Annotated in this window: 14 protein-coding genes; 1 reads left to right on the top strand and 13 read right to left on the bottom strand. The window is 43.5% G+C overall.

Features of this window, described 5'->3' with window-relative positions:
- Positions 1 to 8 precede the first annotated feature (8 nt).
- The gene (gene priA / locus I6E26_RS00515) at positions 9 to 2,462 is read right to left on the bottom strand and encodes a replication restart helicase PriA (protein ID WP_235319865.1); all 2,454 of its coding nucleotides are present in this window, start codon (positions 2,460 to 2,462) and stop codon (positions 9 to 11) included.
- Positions 2,463 to 2,539: 77 nt separating this feature from the next.
- A complete protein-coding gene (locus tag I6E26_RS00510; protein ID WP_235319864.1) occupies positions 2,540 to 3,040 on the bottom strand; it encodes a prolyl-tRNA synthetase associated domain-containing protein in 501 nt (166 codons plus the stop codon).
- A gap of 146 nt (positions 3,041 to 3,186) precedes the next feature.
- On the opposite strand from I6E26_RS00510, the gene I6E26_RS00505 reads away from it, so the two are divergent.
- Positions 3,187 to 3,885, top strand: coding sequence for a thiamine diphosphokinase (locus I6E26_RS00505; RefSeq protein WP_235319863.1), 699 nt, complete (start codon positions 3,187 to 3,189; stop codon positions 3,883 to 3,885).
- Here the strand turns inward: I6E26_RS00505 and I6E26_RS00500 are convergent.
- The 11 genes from I6E26_RS00500 to I6E26_RS00450 form a co-directional block, all read right to left on the bottom strand.
- Positions 3,878 to 5,161 (bottom strand): O-acetylhomoserine aminocarboxypropyltransferase/cysteine synthase family protein, encoded by a 1,284-nt coding sequence (locus I6E26_RS00500; protein ID WP_235319862.1) that lies wholly within the window; start codon positions 5,159 to 5,161, stop codon positions 3,878 to 3,880. The genes I6E26_RS00505 and I6E26_RS00500 overlap by 8 nt on opposite strands.
- A 152-nt stretch (positions 5,162 to 5,313) precedes the next feature.
- On the bottom strand, positions 5,314 to 6,105 hold the full coding sequence (locus I6E26_RS00495; RefSeq protein ID WP_235319861.1) for a hypothetical protein: 792 nt from the start codon (positions 6,103 to 6,105) through the stop codon (positions 5,314 to 5,316).
- Between the two features lie 4 nt (positions 6,106 to 6,109).
- Positions 6,110 to 8,914, bottom strand: a complete 2,805-nt coding sequence (locus I6E26_RS00490) for a hypothetical protein (protein ID WP_235319860.1) — start codon at positions 8,912 to 8,914, stop codon at positions 6,110 to 6,112.
- Positions 8,915 to 8,920: 6 nt separating this feature from the next.
- Entirely contained in the window at positions 8,921 to 9,487 is a 567-nt protein-coding gene (locus I6E26_RS00485; protein WP_235319859.1) for a hypothetical protein, read from the bottom strand.
- A complete protein-coding gene (locus I6E26_RS00480) occupies positions 9,488 to 10,063 on the bottom strand; it encodes a hypothetical protein (RefSeq protein WP_235319858.1) in 576 nt (191 codons plus the stop codon).
- 12 nt (positions 10,064 to 10,075) lie between these two features.
- Positions 10,076 to 12,160, bottom strand: a complete 2,085-nt coding sequence (locus I6E26_RS00475; RefSeq protein WP_235319857.1) for an Hsp70 family protein — start codon at positions 12,158 to 12,160, stop codon at positions 10,076 to 10,078.
- Between the two features lie 21 nt (positions 12,161 to 12,181).
- The gene (locus tag I6E26_RS00470; protein WP_235319856.1) at positions 12,182 to 12,898 is read right to left on the bottom strand and encodes a hypothetical protein; all 717 of its coding nucleotides are present in this window, start codon (positions 12,896 to 12,898) and stop codon (positions 12,182 to 12,184) included.
- A gap of 1 nt (position 12,899) precedes the next feature.
- Positions 12,900 to 14,435, bottom strand: a complete 1,536-nt coding sequence (locus I6E26_RS00465; RefSeq protein ID WP_235319855.1) for an Hsp70 family protein — start codon at positions 14,433 to 14,435, stop codon at positions 12,900 to 12,902.
- Positions 14,436 to 14,460: 25 nt separating this feature from the next.
- On the bottom strand, positions 14,461 to 15,342 hold the full coding sequence (locus I6E26_RS00460; RefSeq protein WP_235319854.1) for a hypothetical protein: 882 nt from the start codon (positions 15,340 to 15,342) through the stop codon (positions 14,461 to 14,463).
- 3 nt (positions 15,343 to 15,345) lie between these two features.
- On the bottom strand, positions 15,346 to 16,092 hold the full coding sequence (locus I6E26_RS00455) for a hypothetical protein (RefSeq protein WP_235319853.1): 747 nt from the start codon (positions 16,090 to 16,092) through the stop codon (positions 15,346 to 15,348).
- 5 nt (positions 16,093 to 16,097) lie between these two features.
- The gene (locus I6E26_RS00450; RefSeq protein ID WP_235319852.1) at positions 16,098 to 17,681 is read right to left on the bottom strand and encodes an Hsp70 family protein; all 1,584 of its coding nucleotides are present in this window, start codon (positions 17,679 to 17,681) and stop codon (positions 16,098 to 16,100) included.
- Between the last annotated feature and the right edge of the window lie 2 nt (positions 17,682 to 17,683).

Genomic DNA, 17,683 nt, shown 5'->3' with positions numbered 1-17,683 from the left:
TTATCTTATCAAGAGGTAGTCAAAGGATCTATATCCACTGCCACCTGCATATTGCCAGCCATTCCCTGCTGCCGCAGGAAATCCAAAACGCCCCAGATATCTCCTGTTTTCAGGAGAAGTACATAACGATATACCCCCCGCAGACAGGACATCATAGCCGGGGCAGGCCCTACAGCCTGATAAATGGTACTATCCCCAAAGACAGCCTGATAGGCATCTCTAAGGTCTATGGCCATCTTCTTGGCCTCCTGCTCCTGAGGACTCTGAAAAATCAGCTTTATCAAACGGCTATAGGGAGGATTAAACAAAGTCTGCCGCAGACGCATTTCCTGCTTGAAAAATTCCCCATAATTCTGGGCCATACCGGTTTGCACCGCAAAATGCTCTGGATTGTAGCATTGCACCACTACCCGCCCAGGTATTTCCCCTCTGCCTGCTCGGCCTGCTGTCTGAGTAATCAGCATAAAAACCCGTTCCGCCGCCCGAAAATCCGGCATATTCAGAGTAGAATCCGCGCTAAGGATACCTACTCCTGTTACATTGGGAATATCGTGACCTTTCGCTACCATCTGGGTGCCTAATAATATATCATAATCTCCCCGACGGAATTTGTCCAATATCTCCGTATGGGCAAATTTACGACTGGTAGTATCCCTGTCCATCCGAACAATTCTGGCCTGGGGCACCAGCTGAGACAGCTCCTGCTCCAGCTTTTCCGTACCAGAACCAAAATATTTAATATAATGACTGCCACATTTAGGGCAAGTATCTGGCACCGGCATCTGAATATCACAGTGATGGCACAGCAATCGTCCATCCCGATGGTAAACCAGAGGCATGGTGCACTGAGGACATTTTATAGTCTCCCCACAAGAACGGCACATTACAAAGGTGGAAAACCCTCGCCGATTCAACATCAGGATTAACTGCTCTTTTTTGGCCAGCGTATCCAATATAAGCTGTTGCAAAGGCTGGGATATTACGCTCCGCCGTCCCATTTTCAATTCCTGCCGCATATCCGCACACTGAATCTGGGGCAAAAGCATATTGCCGATACGCTTGGTGAGCTTCAAAAGTCCATAATCGCCTTTAATGGCATGATAATAGGTTTCCAAGGAAGGAGTAGCACTGCCTAACAGCAATACAGCTCCATGAAGCTGAGCCAGCTTATCAGCCACCACTCTGGCATGATAGCGAGGAGATTCATCCTGCTTGTAGGAATTGTCCTGCTCCTCATCCATAATAATAATGCCTACATTCTCAACAGGCACAAAAAGAGCTGAACGGGCACCAATAATAATACCAGCTTCTCCGGTTCTAGCCCGCAGAATAGCATCATTCCGTTCATTGATAGAAAGACGGCTATGCATCACGATAATATCCTGACCAAAATAAGCCTTAAAGGCTTGCACCACCTGTCCCGTCAAGGCAATTTCCGGTACCAGCACCATAGCAATTCTGCCCTGCTGGCGCACCTGCTTCACAGCCTCTATATATACCTGAGTTTTGCCACTACCGGTAATGCCATAAAGCAAATAAGGCTTGTAAGCCTTTTCCGCTAGCTGTTGAGACAACTGGGCTACAGCCTGTTGCTGTTCCTGGGTTAGTTCCTCAACGGTGCCAGCCTGGCCAAAATTTCCATAGCTGTCCCGCAATACCCGTCTTTGCTCCAATTCTGCCAGACCAGAACCACACAGCCCCTTGATAACCAGCAGGGAAAAGCCCTGCTTTTTCAATTCAGCCAGAGAATACTCAGTCCTGCCATCCTGATACAGCCACTGGGCCAAAGCAATCTGTCCCCGTTTTTTCTTCTCTATGGACTGTAGCTTTGCCTCTGTCATAGGAGCAGGCATCACCAGATAGGGGGCTGTATTTTCCTTGGCCCGCTGGCTGGCCTGATAAACCCTTTTAGCCAGACCATGCCGCAGCAGCCCCTCCAGAACTATGTCCAGCTGGGCGGCTGCCTCCTCCCTGCCAGCCTGCAGCAGACCGTCCCTTAGCTGTTTTTTGCTGGCAATTCCCTGCTGTAATACTTCATGGACCTGACGATATACATCCACCAGAAGCAGCATATTTTCTCCTTCGGTCTGCACCGCCTCATATTGAAGCTGGATTCTCAAACCACTTTTCCCCGGCATAAACAATCGCATGATTTCTCCGGGAGAACAAAGATAAAACTTAGCCAGCCATTGGGACACCTCCAGCACCACAGGATTGAACCAAGGCTCCTCATCCACAGCGGCTTTTACCGCCTTTAGTTTCTCTAGGGGATAATTTTCCCTTTGACTATATTCTGTTTCTGAGTATACCTGCACCACAAAGCCCTCTATATCCCGTCCCCCAAAGGGCACCAGAACCCGCCAGCCTGCATTTACATTGGCCAGATTGGCTGGCAGAATGTAGCTAAAGGCCTGTGCGATGCTTTTTATTGGAATGTTTATATATACATCTGCAATCCGCATAATTCAAGTCCCAAAGAAAGCTGCAGTCCTGCCATAACAGTCTTGCAGCTTTGCACTTTCCCTATAAAAATATTTGTTTACTCCATCTGAGGCAAATCCACAATCTCCACCTCGTTGCCATGGTTTTCCACCAGATTCTTCAAATCATCCGCTTTCAGCCATACGGTAGCGGTATTGTCATTAGGATGAATACCGATGATGCCAGGCTTGCGGAAGAAATCCCCATCCAGATACAGCTTTACATTGCACTGCTGATTGTTCAACAAACCCAAAGGAGATACGGAACCAGGCTTGATATGAATCAGTTCCCAAAGATCCTCCGCTGAGGCAAAGCTAAGGCGCCTTGTACCATGCTCATGACGAAATTCCTTTAGATCCACCCGCTTAGGGCCGCAGACCGTAATCATATAATAATTCCGCTTTTTATCATCTCTTATAAAAAGATTTTTGGCATCACACTGAGGATAAGGCAGTTCCACGCTGATAGCTTCCTCCATGCTAAATACAGCTTCATGCTCTGTTATTTCGTGCCAAATATTTTTCTCGTCCAAATAGTCGAAGATTTCCTGTTTATTCAATATTTACACCTCAATAATTTACACTTAGTCATATTTTAGTATATACTATCTCCTTATTATAGACAATTTATTTTAGAAAAAAAGACAGATGAGAAAGAATATGGTATATTTATTATAAGATATTTTATAACAATGGATGTGATAATATGGCAAAGAATACATTGAAATTTCCTTTTTTTACTGCTGATTTTTCCTTCCCCCTCCCCCAGGAGGAGCTGGTATTGGCCACTGGCGGCCGCAGTCCTAGACAGGAATGGCTGCTAAAGCTGGTTCAGGACAGACGGCTCTGGTGCATTGACCACGGCCTGGATTATTGTTATGCCGCCAATCTCCTGCCAGAGCGATTAATTGGTGATGGAGATAGCGCCCATACCGAGGCTTGGAACTGGGCTAGGGAGCAAAAGGTTAAAATCGACCAGTTCCCCCCAGAAAAGGATTATACAGATACTCAACTGGCCCTGCATATGGCTGCCAAGGAAAATGCCTCTGTAATTCTCACCGGCCCCTTTGGGGGACGACTGGATCACGCCTTTAGCACAGCTTTCAGCTTTGCCTACAGCCCTCTTCAGGGACTGCTTATTGACGACAAGGAAGCTCTGATTTTTATCAAGGATTATCAGTCTGTATCCCTGGATTTTCTGGTTCAGCCCAAAGTTCTTTCCCTCCTTGCCTTCACCGAGGAAGCCCATTGTGTAAATATTAACAATGTAAAATGGCCTCTGATAAACAAGGATTTGAAACAGGGATTTCCTTATTCTGTCAGCAATGAGGTAAAAGAAAATCCCGTTCATATATCTGTAAAGAACGGGATTCTCGGTGTTTATATTTGTTGGGATTTTATTTGATAGCTGCGAAGCCCTTTTCCAAATCCGCAATAATATCATCAATATGCTCAGTACCAATAGACAAGCGAATGGTATTCTGATAGATATTCTGATCTGCCAGCTCCTCATCAGTCAGCTGAGAATGAGTGGTAGTAGCAGGATGGATTACCAGGCTCTTTACATCTGCTACATTGGCCAGCAGGGAGAAAATCTCCAGGTTATCAATAAACTTGTGAGCTTCCTTCTGGCCGCCTTTTATGTTAAAGGTAAAGATGGAAGCACCGCCATCAGGGAAATACTTCTCATAGAGAGCATGATCTGGATGCTCTGGCAGAGATGGATGATTTACCTTTTCTACCAATGGATGATTGCTCAGGAACTCCACTACCTTCTTGGTATTCTCAATATGACGGTCAATGCGGAGAGACAGAGTTTCCACACCCTGCAGCAGGATAAAGGCATTGAATGGAGAAATAGCTGCACCTGTATCTCTCAGCAGAATGGCTCTGATATAGGTAACAAAAGCAGCAGGGCCAGCCACATCAGCAAAGGATGCCCCATGATAGCTTGGGTTTGGATCGGAAATACCAGGATATCTACCGCTGGCTTTCCAGTCAAAATTACCAGAATCTACAATGATACCGCCCAAGGAGGTACCATGACCGCCAATAAACTTGGTAGCAGAATGAACCACAATATCTGCTCCATGCTCAAATGGACGAATCAAGTATGGAGTACCAAAGGTATTGTCCACTACTACTGGCAGGCCATGCTTGTGAGCCAGCTCAGAGATAGCATCAATATTTGGAATATCACTATTTGGATTGCCCAAGGTCTCCAGATATACAGCCTTGGTATTAGGCTTAATAGCAGCCTCGATTTCCTCCAGATTGTGGGCATCTACAAAGGTGGTTTCAATGCCGTAATGAGGCAAAGTATGAGCCAGCAGGTTGAAGCTGCCGCCATAAATGGTCTTCTGGGCTACAATGTGCTCACCAGCACCAGCCAAAGCCTGAATAGCATAGTCAATAGCAGCCGCACCAGAAGCTACAGCCAAAGCAGCAGAGCCACCCTCCAGAGCTGCAATACGCTTCTCCAGAACATCCTGAGTGGAATTGGTCAGACGGCCATAGATGTTACCAGCATCCCGCAAGCCGAATCTGTCTGCTGCATGAGCGGAATTTCTGAATACATATGAGGTAGTCTGATAGATAGGTACCGCACGGGCATCAGTAGCTGGATCTGGCTGCTCCTGGCCAACATGTAACTGCAGGGTTTCAAATTTATAGTTGCTCATAGTAAATACCTCATTTCCTTGATATACTAGCACCTCCATGCCCCATCAAAACAACCAGGCACTTCGGTTAATGATTATCTAACAACTTAGCTTAAGCTTATGATTGTATATTAAACCTATTTGAGAAGTATGTCAAGTAGTATTACTATTTTTTAAATCATTCCCCGTTGATTTGATATCCGTTTTGTTTTTTGAGGGGCTTCTGGGGTGGTAACGGTATGAGGAGCAGCGTCATCCTCCCTTTGCAGGGCCTGATCTATATGTTTCAACAAGTCCTCCCGAGAAACCCCACAGGAATCCCCTGTATAGAGGCGCAGGGTTTTCATGGTCAAAGTCCCTTTTTCATAAAGCTGAACAAGCATTGCCGATTCCAGCGCACTGCGTCTGGACTTTTTCTCCAGTGCCTGAGCCAGACAGGAAAAAATCAAAGGATGAAACGTAGTTTCCTCCGGTGCAGCCCAAGGAAGTTGGCTTAGATTAAGATAAAATATATTGTGCAGGCTTTCAATAACCTCTTCCCAGGAGGAAGGCAGGGATGGCACCATCCCTGCATGATAGCAAAAGGAGCCAAAATTTTCTTTGCCTTCGGCCTCCTCTACCCTTATCTCCATAAGCCGAGTCGTCACATTCCCCTGTATCGCCTTGGTTTCCGGCAATAACTGCAGGAAATACCTCTGGCCCTCCTGACACCTTTCCTGGCACAATTCCTTTAGGGACAATTTCTGGCGCAGGAACCAAAATTCTCCCTGCTGCCACAAAATACCTGGCTGGATGAAGAGATCATCAGATGCAGCTTCATATTCCATACCACAGAGAACCCCTTCGGCAAGGCCGTGGCAAGATAACTGCACCATAGCCTGACGGGGCCAGTCATACAGAAGGTTCAGCATTTCCTGTGTCAGGATGCGCCCACTGGCAAAAACAGTGTCCTTGGTTTCAAACATATCCTCACCGCTTTCCATCAAAGAAGGTCATCAGGGAATCCGATTCAAAGCTGTAGTAACATGGAGCTTTTTGCAAGTAAAGCTCCTGACTATTTGGCTCATTAATACATTTTACCTGAAACAGATAGACGCCATATCCCTCCTTAGACGGCACGGCAAAAACATAATATGCTTCATGTCTTTCCAAATCTTGACGGCTACAGCCCAATTGACTGCGAAGAGCCTTTACAATCTCCTCATAATAATCCTCGCTAACATCCTCCCTGATAAGAGAAAATAGGTTATCATAGGTAATCTGAGGTGTCTTCTCCCGGTTAAATTCAAAGTCAAAAGTATTGACAATTTCATCCGATTCCTCTCTCTTCCGTACTTGGAAAAGAGAACGGCTGGCTGTAGTCGGAAAAGAAGCCACTTTAAGTTGAATCCTGCCATTATCCTCCCGATGCAATAAGGAAACATCCTCCGCCTGAGGATGAGCTGCGTCTTTGCGAACCAACAGCAAATCATACAAGAGTTTTGGCGTAAGTGAATGAATAACCGGTTCAAAGCGGCCTTCATCTTTATCCATATTATAACGAATGCTTCCTTCCAGACAATCCAGTTTAAGCTGTTCGTCGTCGTTTCTCTTATCCCCCTTGCCCCGCAAACATCGGCCTGGAATGAACTCCTTCAGCAGTTGGGCAAACAAATCAATTTTGCAGGATTGACCTGAAAGGCGATAATTGAAATTATAAGTTTCCTTTTCCATTTCATCAATCGGCAGAACACGAGTCCACAAATAATAAATATCAGCATACAACAGCCGTTCAATATCAGTAATGGTAATCCGCAGCCCCTCCAAAGGTCTTTCCTTCTTCTCTAATTTTCCTTCCGTATTTCTAAAATACAGATAATACATCTCCTGGGTTCCAATACCCAATTCCAGATCCTTTTCGTCATCGAAATTTAGAGAAACCCTATCCTTTTGCGTCTGATAGAAAGATTTTTTGTAAGCTTCAGCCATCTGCCACAAATAATAGAAATTACGCTTGACATACAATTTATCCGTTCTCATTTTTTCTTTGGCAAAGAGAGTCGGGATTAATGCTTCTGATTTCTTATAAGAATCTTCTACCTTTTCGTAAATTTTTTCCCAGCCTTTCTTCTTCTCTTCATCAATGAGATTGAGGATGCTATTTTCATCCATGACCAATTCCTTCATAGAGATGTCTTTTTGTTTGTCATGATAAGACGCCATCTTGATTTTAAGCATCTGCAGGATGCGGAAGGTCAAATTATTGCCACCAAAATTCGAATCGCCGTTTTCGAAGCTGGTGGTAATTTCCAGACGGGGGCAGGTACCTGTATCTTGGATAATAGTATAATCACAACGGGCCAGATCCGTCGTTCCGCCACCACAATCACTAATCATAATAGGCAGACCTTGGCCTGACTCCCGATTGTTAAGTTTGTTGGCAATAAACTGATAGACAATGGCAATTCCTTCATCCAAGCTGGAACTACTCCGCAGGACGGTCTTTTCCTTAAACAAATCCTTCATCGCATTGATAAAGGAATCCTTCAATTTGACAGGGGCAGTAAAATGGATTCGTTTAAATCTCTTCTTGAAGAATTTTTCTTCCGCTGTGTGAATGACAAAATCCAAATAGGCTTTAATGATGTCCTTATGCCTAACCTTTCCCCGTCGGCCTTCTTCATCATAGATTTCTTCAACTGAATCCAGATCATTAATCCAGCGCTTGATTTCATAAAATACGGTGGCTGTCGTACAATAATCTTTTGCTTTTACGGCCTGCAGTGCTTCATAGCCAAAAAGATAGTTCACCTTATTTTCTTCTATTTTCTGGACATAAACCATAGTTGGTACCATGCGGCGTTCCACAGGATGTCCGCTGCTCTGATCCACGAAACGAACTATTTCAATGCTATCATCAGCCGTATTAACACCATAGGAGCCTACTGTTGTATTGCTTGTACCAAAATCTATGCAAAGGGTGCGTTCTGTTTCCTCCAATTCCTGAAAGTAAACATAGCAAGTCACCAAATAAGCTGCAGCTACCTTTTCAGGCACAAGAGGCTTTTGCTTCAACACAGCAGCAGCTTCCTGGGGGAACAATAGGGCTTGACACTGGGTTTGACTACGGAAGAAATCATAATCAATATCTTCTGCAGGAAATACAAAGTGGATTTCGTTATCCCCATTACGTTCCAAATGACCGGCAGCCACAACCTCTCCTTTTTCCCCATTTCCACCAATCAGGGCCACAGCACCAAAATAGAAAGAATAAGCCTCGCTTTCCAGACAAAAATCCTCCTGAATACCAACGGGTAATGATTCTACAATCTGTGGGCTGTCAGAGATTTGGATGGAGCCGTCATCAACATGCTTGCATTTAGAGCTGTTTTGCAGGGTTTCATAGAGACGCTGCAAATCCATCTTAGTCAAGGGAACCAGATTTTCCTGTGCTTCTTCTGTTTCCTGCCCTTCTTCTTTGGTAATTTTGACCTGGGGCGGAATTAGGTCAATGCCATTTTCTATCAGGGAAATCGCACCACTTTTTCGATTAACATCTTTAATAAGCTCATGTGGCTTATTCAAACGTTCCAGGATATCTTCAAGTAATTCCTTTAAGTCACTCAAGGTTACCGAATTACTTTCCAAATAAGTGAGAATATCAGCTTTTGTCCGTTTTTTCAATAACGCACCAAAAACATCCTCATTCGTCTCTAAAGCCTGACTGACAAAATCACCAAGGGGCATTTCAAAAGGCATGGAACATTCTTGCATAATAAAATTTATATTAGCCATCTATTTTCACTCCATTTCCCGTATTCTCTCATCTCTTTGGGGCAGGATATTTTCACATTCCGCACCTAACTCAGCCAATCTACTGCGCAAAGCTTCAATTCCCTGAAGCATTTGATTGCGTTTTTGATTTATCTCTTCTACCAGCTTGTCCCGCTCCTCCTCCAGTTCCTTTAGCTCCTGCTGAGAATTTGTAACTATATCATTAAGAGCACCCAAAAGCTCATCAATATACTGAGGACTTCCTTCCGCTTTTTGTCTTCTTTCCTCTTCCGAAATAAAAACCAGGCCATGTCTTAGCAAATAATACATATCTTCATAGTTGCTAATATCATCAATACTCTCAGATGGCTTATCAAAACGTTCTAAGAGATCTTTAACCAAATCCTGTAAGTCTGTCAAAATTAATGTTTCCTTCATAACACAGATAATATCACCTTTTGTCTGTGCATTAATTAAGTTAAAAAACCATTGCCTACCCATATATGAAGCTTGCTCTTTAAACTCTTCCACAGTCAGCTCCAAAGGCATAGAACATGCTTCCATAATCTCTTTCACCTTAGCAATATTAGCCATTTATTTGCCCTCCATTTCCCGTATTCTCTCATCTTTTTTGGGCTGTATATTTTCCTGGTTCGCACCTAATTTAGCCACTCTACTGTGCAAAGCTTCCATTCTCTGAAGTATTTGATTGCGTTTTTGATCTATCTCCTCTAACATATTTGCTCGCGCTTCTTCCAGCTCATCCAGCTCCCTCTGAGAACTTGCAATTATATCATCAAGCTCATCAAAAAGCTCATCAATACGCTGAGGACTTCCTTCCGCTTTTTGTCTTCTTTCCTCTTCTGAAATAAAAACCAGGCCATGTCTTATCAAAAAACACATATCTTCGTCTTCATCAATATCATCAATGCTCTCAGATGGTTTATCAAAACGCTCCAAGAGAGCCTTAACTAAATCCTTTAAGTCATCTAAGTCTATATAGTCTTTAAAAGCATCGATAATATCATCTTTTGTCTGTGTGTCATCACTTATTCTCCAAAAATCGTCCCTATCCATATATGAAACTTGCTCGCAAAAATCTTCCATTGTCAGCTCCAAAGGCATGAAACAATCTTGCATAATCCTTTTCACCATAGCAATATCAGCCATTTATTTTCCCTCCTATTCTTTTAATTGGATTCTTTCTGAAATGGTTCTAAAGGTATCTGCCAATTCATCCATTGATTTTATCGTATAAACCATACCGGAGCTGGCATGTCCTTCCAGCATCTTATAATTCACTCCATCCCCGGCACCGATGCAAATAATGGTTATATCATTAGCTTTCATCTCCTTTGACAGAGACCGTCCTTTAGAATCGTCGTCAAAGTAACCATCTGTAATAATCAGGACAAATTTCCGGGAAGCATTAGCCTCAAACAATCCTTTTGCCTCTGTCAGAGCCGGATATATCTTAGTCCCGCCATATGCTACGACATTATTAGTGGCCAGCAGCAGTTCGTCTAAGGAATGGGTGAGAGGCGCCCTCTTTACAGCAAAATTATCATAGGTTATTAAGGCTACCCGGTTTTGCGACAAATCCACCAGGTCTGTTACCAAGGTCTTATAAGCTTCTAATGCAGCTTCCATACTAGAAAAAACGCCCATGCCCATACTGCCAGATGTATCCAACAGGACAACCATATCGGCTGACATCACTTTGGTTGAGAACACCTTGGCTTTTTCGCCTTTATGTATCATAATCTGTTTAGAAATTCCGCTTTCATCTTCTTCTGCCGTTACAGTTAAACAGCCGCTTTGGTCATAGGCAAAGGTAACGTTAATCTTTACTTCCCCTGCCTTTTTCGCGGTAATATCCGTCAATTCCATATTGCCATAAAAATCATGATTTTCTATTTCTTTTTTGTCTTCACAATCCGCCCCTGCTTCATAGATATCAATAGGGATTACCGTCTGCCAATCCCTGGTGGTGGTATAAGAACGACTTTTTTGGCAAGGATAGACCTCGCCTTTATCTATGATTTTGGACAACACGTCATTTCCATTTTTATCAGCTACCAGGATGCCCAAGGAATGAGCAATGATATCTTCAATTACCACCTGTTCGCCTTCTGTTTCCATACCGCCCCGCAGTGATTCTGCCACATAGCAGGCTCCAGTCGCAACAATAGTGGTTAAGTCCATCTGGGTATCCACAGGCTGGTGGAAAATGTTTTTCATTTCCCTTTGGATATATGGGATATAACAGCTACCACCAGCTAGAATAATCGTGGCAATATCAGCGGAAGCGAACTTATTGGACTGGCTGACGAAGTTGTGAATCCGCGTAAAGATTTTATTATATAGGGGCTGGAAGATGGCATCCATATGCTCCCGTGTAAGGGTTTCTTCGAAACTATAGGCTTCCCTTCCCAGCTGAAAAAGCTCAGAAATCAGGACATTGGTTTCTTCCACATCACTGAGATCCGTCTTTGCCTTTTCTGCCTCTTCCTGTATTCTATGAAGCACACTGTAGTAATCACCAGGAGCAAGCCCTGAGGCTTCCATAGAAGACAAATCCACACCGCAGTCAGCTTTGATTTGCTGGATAAAATAATTCCCCAGGCATGTATCAAAGTCATCACCGCCTAAATGACGATCTCCGTCAACATCCAGAGCACGGTAGCTATGATGCTGAAGGTCTGCCTCCAAGACACTTAGATCAAAAGTACCGCCCCCCAGGTCCGCCACCAGAATTTTCTTATCCAGTTCCAATTCCTGCCCGGCTGCCACGGCAGCAGCCATAGGTTCTGTAATAATCTGCAGGACTTCAATACCTGCTGCCTGACCGGCTTTCTTTGTTTCATCACGCTGATTGGAATTAAAATAGGCCGGTACAGTAATAACTGCCTTAACCACCGCATCCTCATCACTTTTCGTGGCCTTTATGACCGCCTGACGCACAGCTTTTAGAATTTCTGCCGCTACCTCCGTCGGCGTAAAACTCAGACCATAGCAATTCCAGACTTTCCCAGCATTACCCATATCCGTCTTGGCAGAGCGAATACCGTTCTGGGGATCCAGCCCCATCATTTGTTTTGCTATTTCGCCTACATGGACTTTTTTTCTTTCATCCACGTAAAGTACGGATGGAATTAATTTTCCGCTGCCTGGGAATTTGGCAAAACGCAGCTTGCCTTTACGGAAAAAACAAGCCAGGGTGTTTGTCGTACCTAAGTCAATACCTACATAAATTTCTTCACTCATTTTCATCACCTGTTTTACTTATTATCTGTCTGTATCATCATTGCTGCTGTAACTGATACAACGAATTACTTGGGGTTTAGGCCGATAGGTGGCCAGCGCATTTTCCAATTCCTGGATTTTCTCATCTTTTTCTTGCAATTTTTTGTCATAGTCCGAACTTAACGCAAACAACTTTCTAGCTAAAGATGCCTTCTCCTGTAGTGCTTGATTGTAGTTTTGATTTGCCTCTTCTAACCTGTTTTCCATATCTTTTTTTTCTTTTTCCAAGGCCTGAACTTTTTTCGATGCATCCCCCGCTTCCAGTTCGCGGCGTTTCTTTTCTAATTCCTCTTCCTTTGTTTTGAGTGCTTCCTCCCCCTCGGCTATTTTCCTTTCTCTGTCACCCAATTCTTTCGTTCTAGCGTTTAACTCTCTTTCTTTCGCAGCTATTTTGCCCTGCTGCTGTTCCAGGAATGATTGATATTCCGCTGCCTGCTTTACACTATGTTGCAGCTCTGCTATCTGGCTGTCCAGCTTTTGTCGCATAGCCTGATTAGCAATATTTTTCTGTTGCAGCAGATTTGCCAGCCTCTGTATTTCACCTTCTGAAGCAGCACGCATTTCAGCCATCTTATTTTGTAAATTACTGTTTTCCGTGTCTGCCTGACATAATGCCTGATATAAATGTTCCTGTACAGCCTGCAAATCCTGAGTTAATGATTTGCCATAGGTGTATAATTTTTCGTATGTTTCCTTCAATTTATTGACCTCCTATAGGGACTATCAACTGTTCAATAGGAATAATATCCCGCTCAGCTTCCGTCTGCCCTTCCTTTTGCAAAAATGTCGTCACCTGAATCTGTTCCTGGGCATCAATTTTCATTTTGTACATAATTGATGACATACCCGGATATTGGGAAGCATCTAATTGAATACTGCCAATATAGACTGGAGCCTGATGTTCCGATTCAGCCGTTAGGAACTGCTGATACACTGGAATCTTATAGGCCAAAGACTCTACATAGGAACGCTGCCACAACCTATATCCTGTAATGAATCCCGGCAAAGCATTCCGATTAATACAAGGTCGAAACCCCTTATCTGCCAAAAAACCAATAGCATAGGGTATATGGTTATGGGCAATGATATTTGTTTCATCTCCCCCACAAATAGCACCATAGCGGGCAGCGCCTTCTGCTACAGCCGTATACATATCCTCATCAACTTCTTCATCGGCATCAAATACTTCGTCACCAGCATAATCTGCCAACAACTGACGGAAATAAGGAATATACGATGTTCCCCCAAAGGTGCGAATCCAAGAAAGGGGCATATCCGCTTCCTCCATAACTACATCCAAAGCATCCCGAATGCGCTGTCCAATGGTAGAAGCTTCTAAAATCTGCACAACCTCTTCCTGGGTAATGGTCATATCATGGAGGGAACCACTTTTTTTGTCAGAAATAAGAATACTGCTTTCCTCTTCCCCTCCATCTGAATCAAACAAATCCTGCTTCGCATCGGCAATTCCTTGGAATAGTTCAGCTTTTGCTGCCCCGCTTTCATCGTCTTGCAACAGTGTCTTTATGTCATCAGGATATTTCTTTTGCAAGAGCTCCTCGTAAATTAATTGATCAATATCCAGACCACCATATAAAAGACCTGTAGCAGCTATTTCCTGTATTTCAACTTCATCCTCCTCCGGCATTAGCTGTAACAGACTGATATCCAGGGTAGATCCGCCAAAATCAAAGATAAGGCCTAATTCTTCCTCATCAGCCTCATCTACCAAATCCTCCTGGGAAAAGAGGGCTGCAAAAGGCTCTGAAACAATCCGCTTCACCGGTATCCCTGCTTCCAAAGCCGCCTGATACAGATAATTTTTTTGCACCACGGAAAAGCATACAGGAATCGTCAGGGTAATATCCCAACAACTGGCATCCCCTTGTATTCTGACCATTTCCTGCCAGACTTCAGCAAAAATATCCCGAGCCACTTCCAGCGGTGTCACCGTTTTCCCTAAATTGGGTATGTTTTGGTGCCAGTCCGCTTGTTCTAATTTTGTCTTGATATGAGACACCTTATTCTCATAATCTAGTCTTCTCTGAGCGGACAGACCTATTGATTTTACGACTTTATCGTTAATTTTATCGTAATAGATGACATTGGGGGTTTGATTGCCTGCCTGCTGATCTTTATTTAATTTAACCAGACGCATTCTATTTCCCTGCAAGTAGGCAGCTTTAATATTACAAGCCCCGAAATCAATGCCGGCGTAAATCTTTTTTTTCTCCATATACAGTACTCCACCTCTGTAGGTTTCAAGCTTCAAAGCGGTATACAGATATTTGCCCGTCTACTCGACAGACCTGTCGCTCTTCATCCTCGTCAAGATAATCAAGGCAGTAAGGCAGCCGCTCAATGCTCTCTACCCGTTTATCATCAGCATGATTTTTCGTTGGCAGTGGCAGGACCTCCATAAAATTACAATCCTCTGTATCAAAATATTCCTTGCTGGATGGCAGCAAAGTGTATACACCGCATTGCTGTAAATACTGATTAAGTTCCGCCAACAATCCTTCATAGAAGGAAGGATTTCTGGCACTGCCTCGGAGAATGGCCACAGGAAGCATTTTCAACAGACTTTTTTGCATAATTGCAAACAGGGCGCTTGTTGCTTCTTCCGAGACTATATCATCATCCCATTTTGTTTGTTTTTGTGGCAGTGCTGCTTCGAAGCGTTGGATACGCTTTATGTATTCTTCCATAGCCTTGGTAAGTGTCACGGCTTCCTTGTCGCCACTCTTCTTCAAGAAAGAACATATACCGTCGATATTTTTTATTTTCTGAATAGCTTGGGGAATATCAGAAGATGATTTAATCAAAATTCTATCTGTGTGGGGCAGGCTAAAGCCAGTAATGTCAAGGGGCTTTTCTTCCGCTGGAGCTTGTACCGGAGTTTGTGCCGATACCTGTAGCCTTGCCTGTTGACGCAGCTTCAATTGCTGTAATTCCTGCTGTAAGTGCTGTACTTCCTGCTGTAATTGCTGTACTTCCTGCTGTAATTGCTGTCGTTCCCCTCTTGACTGCTCTAATTCCCGTCTTGACTGCTCTAATTCCTGTTCTAAGGCTTTGTTGCGCTGTGTCAGTTCTCTTATTTTTTTCTTGTATTTTCCTACATGTAAAAAATCCCAAAAAGACATTGTTTATGCCTCCTTTTTCTTTTCATATACCCAGGCTTGCCCTGGAAAGATGAACCGCTTAACTGCCTGCTCTACATTCTCCTCTTCATTATCGAAGTACATAACATAGTAAGGCTGCAGCTCAATTTCCTTAATCCTTATATTCAGATGCTCATCATCATTCGGGTAGGGATGAATGTCAAACCACTCTTCCTGACCGCTGATCATAGTACCTTCCCGGAATGTACTCTCATGCATGCCCAGGCCAGAAAAATATTTTTGTATCTCATGTTGCAACCCATATTGAAAAAGCGGCATTTGATTTATGCGGCGTGCAGCAATACGCAAGTTCTTAAATCGCTTTTCTAGGATATTCTGAACCTTAGACAGCCAAATTTCAGCACATTGCTCTTCTTCATCTTCTGGACAAACCATTTTTTTCTCAATGGTTACTGTATACTGCTGCAGCATTTTCAAAAGTTTTTCTCGATCTTTGTAGGCAGATTTGCTGATATAACGAACTAGAGATTGGATATCTTTTAATTTTGCTGTTGCTTTCTCCCAATCTGCTTCATTGCAGATTTTTAAATCTACCTTTGTCTGAACCACCTTAGCAACCTTAGATACAGGCTTCTTAACTTCCGCCGGAGCAATAGCCGGAGCAGCAGCCGGAGCAATATTCAGCCTAATTCCTGCACGAGCGAGGAAAGCTGCTTCAGGATTCCCATATCTGGCTTCTAATCGTGATGAAAGTTGTTCTATATTTTCCATTAATCTCACTCCAAATCGCTCTTCTTTTGATACTTCATCACTTCCTGACTGATAATACAGCCTTTCTGGTCCGTTAAAGCCACATCCATATCCAAAGTTCCATCCTTTTGGGCACAGAAAGTAACTTCAATCGTGACTTCTGTCTTTTTTAAATTGGCTGGCAGTGAATCTATGACTAATGTATCAACCAGTTCAATTCCCTCATCTCCGACACGGGACGCTTTGGGATAGTTCTTGCTATCACGTTCGTAGTAATTGATTTCCAATTTCTGCTGTCCATCACGAAATAGGCGGAATTTGCAGCTATTCTGGCAAGGCAGGTCTGTCCCGGCAGGAATAATCGTATTGAATTTCTGATACTGTACGCCATCAGTTACAACAACACCTAAATCAACATTAGTAATAGGCTGAGTCAGTGCATCAATATTCTTATATTGTTTTGCCAAGACCGCTGCCCCACGGGAAATAAGGGTGGAAACATTGTCACCATATACGGTATCATGATTTTGCAGGGCTTCACTTACTTTTTCGGCTACCAAGGGGATATTCGAGCTGCCACCTGCCAGAACCACTTGATCTACTCTGGAAACGCCACGGTTTTTGGCCTCTTCAATCGTCTGCATGGTGGATTCCACTGTTTCGGTGATTTCGGGTTCAATTAGCTGATTCAGCTCCTCCCGGCTTAGTCTGATTGTATATAATTCCGGGTTCCCATTAGCCCCAAAGACACTTAGCTCCTCTTCAACTTCCTCAACCTCGGATAAATCTTCCTTTAAATGGTTGGCACCATCCCAAAATGCTACCTTATTCTTACGGTAGTTATCGAAAGAATAATGATAATATTCTTCATCAAATTCATCATCTTCTAAAGGTAATTCCAGACCATATTTCTCGTTGAAATCATGCCAAAGCTTCTGAAATATTTTTTCCGTTAAATTGTTTCCGCCCAAGTTCTTCCGACCTCCTCTGGCAATTTCTTTAAACTGCCCGTGGCTTTCCTGAATGATTGAAACATCAAAGGTACCACCTCCGAAATCATAGACCAAGACAGTAGCATTAGGAATATGTTCACCCATGTCTTCTTCATAGGCAACGGCGGCTGCTGTCGGTTCGGCAACGAGCTTTACTTCCTGAATACCGGCTTCTCTAACGGCTCGTTTGGTAGCTGAGCGTTCCTTGTCGTTAAACATGGCAGGTACAGTCACTACGGCTCGGTCCAGGCACCCTTCGTCGGAACCAAATTCGCGGATTAATTTTTCCTCGACACCCCGGATAACCTGATTCAAAAAATTAGTCGCAATATCTCTATAGCGAAGCCGAAGTGTTTCACCCTCTTCTGTAACAATTTCCACCCGGTCTGAATTGCCGATTTTCGGCTTGAAATTACCAATACCTGCCCCGTTTTTCAAATACTCTAATTTCTTTTTAGCTTTACTGCCAATCAGAATATCTTCTTTGCTATTGAAATATATGACAGAAGGAATAATGGCACTTCCGTCATATTTCAAGGTTCTCAAACGGTTTTTCTTATTGTAATACGAAACAACTGTATTTGTTGTTCCAAAATCAATACCTATCTCTTTTCCCATGC

The sequence above is a fragment of the Anaerovibrio lipolyticus genome (assembly GCF_021531495.1).
Lineage (GTDB): Bacteria > Bacillota > Negativicutes > Selenomonadales > Selenomonadaceae > Anaerovibrio.
The sequence above is the reverse complement of the archived record's forward strand: the minus strand, read 5'-3'. Positions and strand labels throughout refer to the sequence as shown.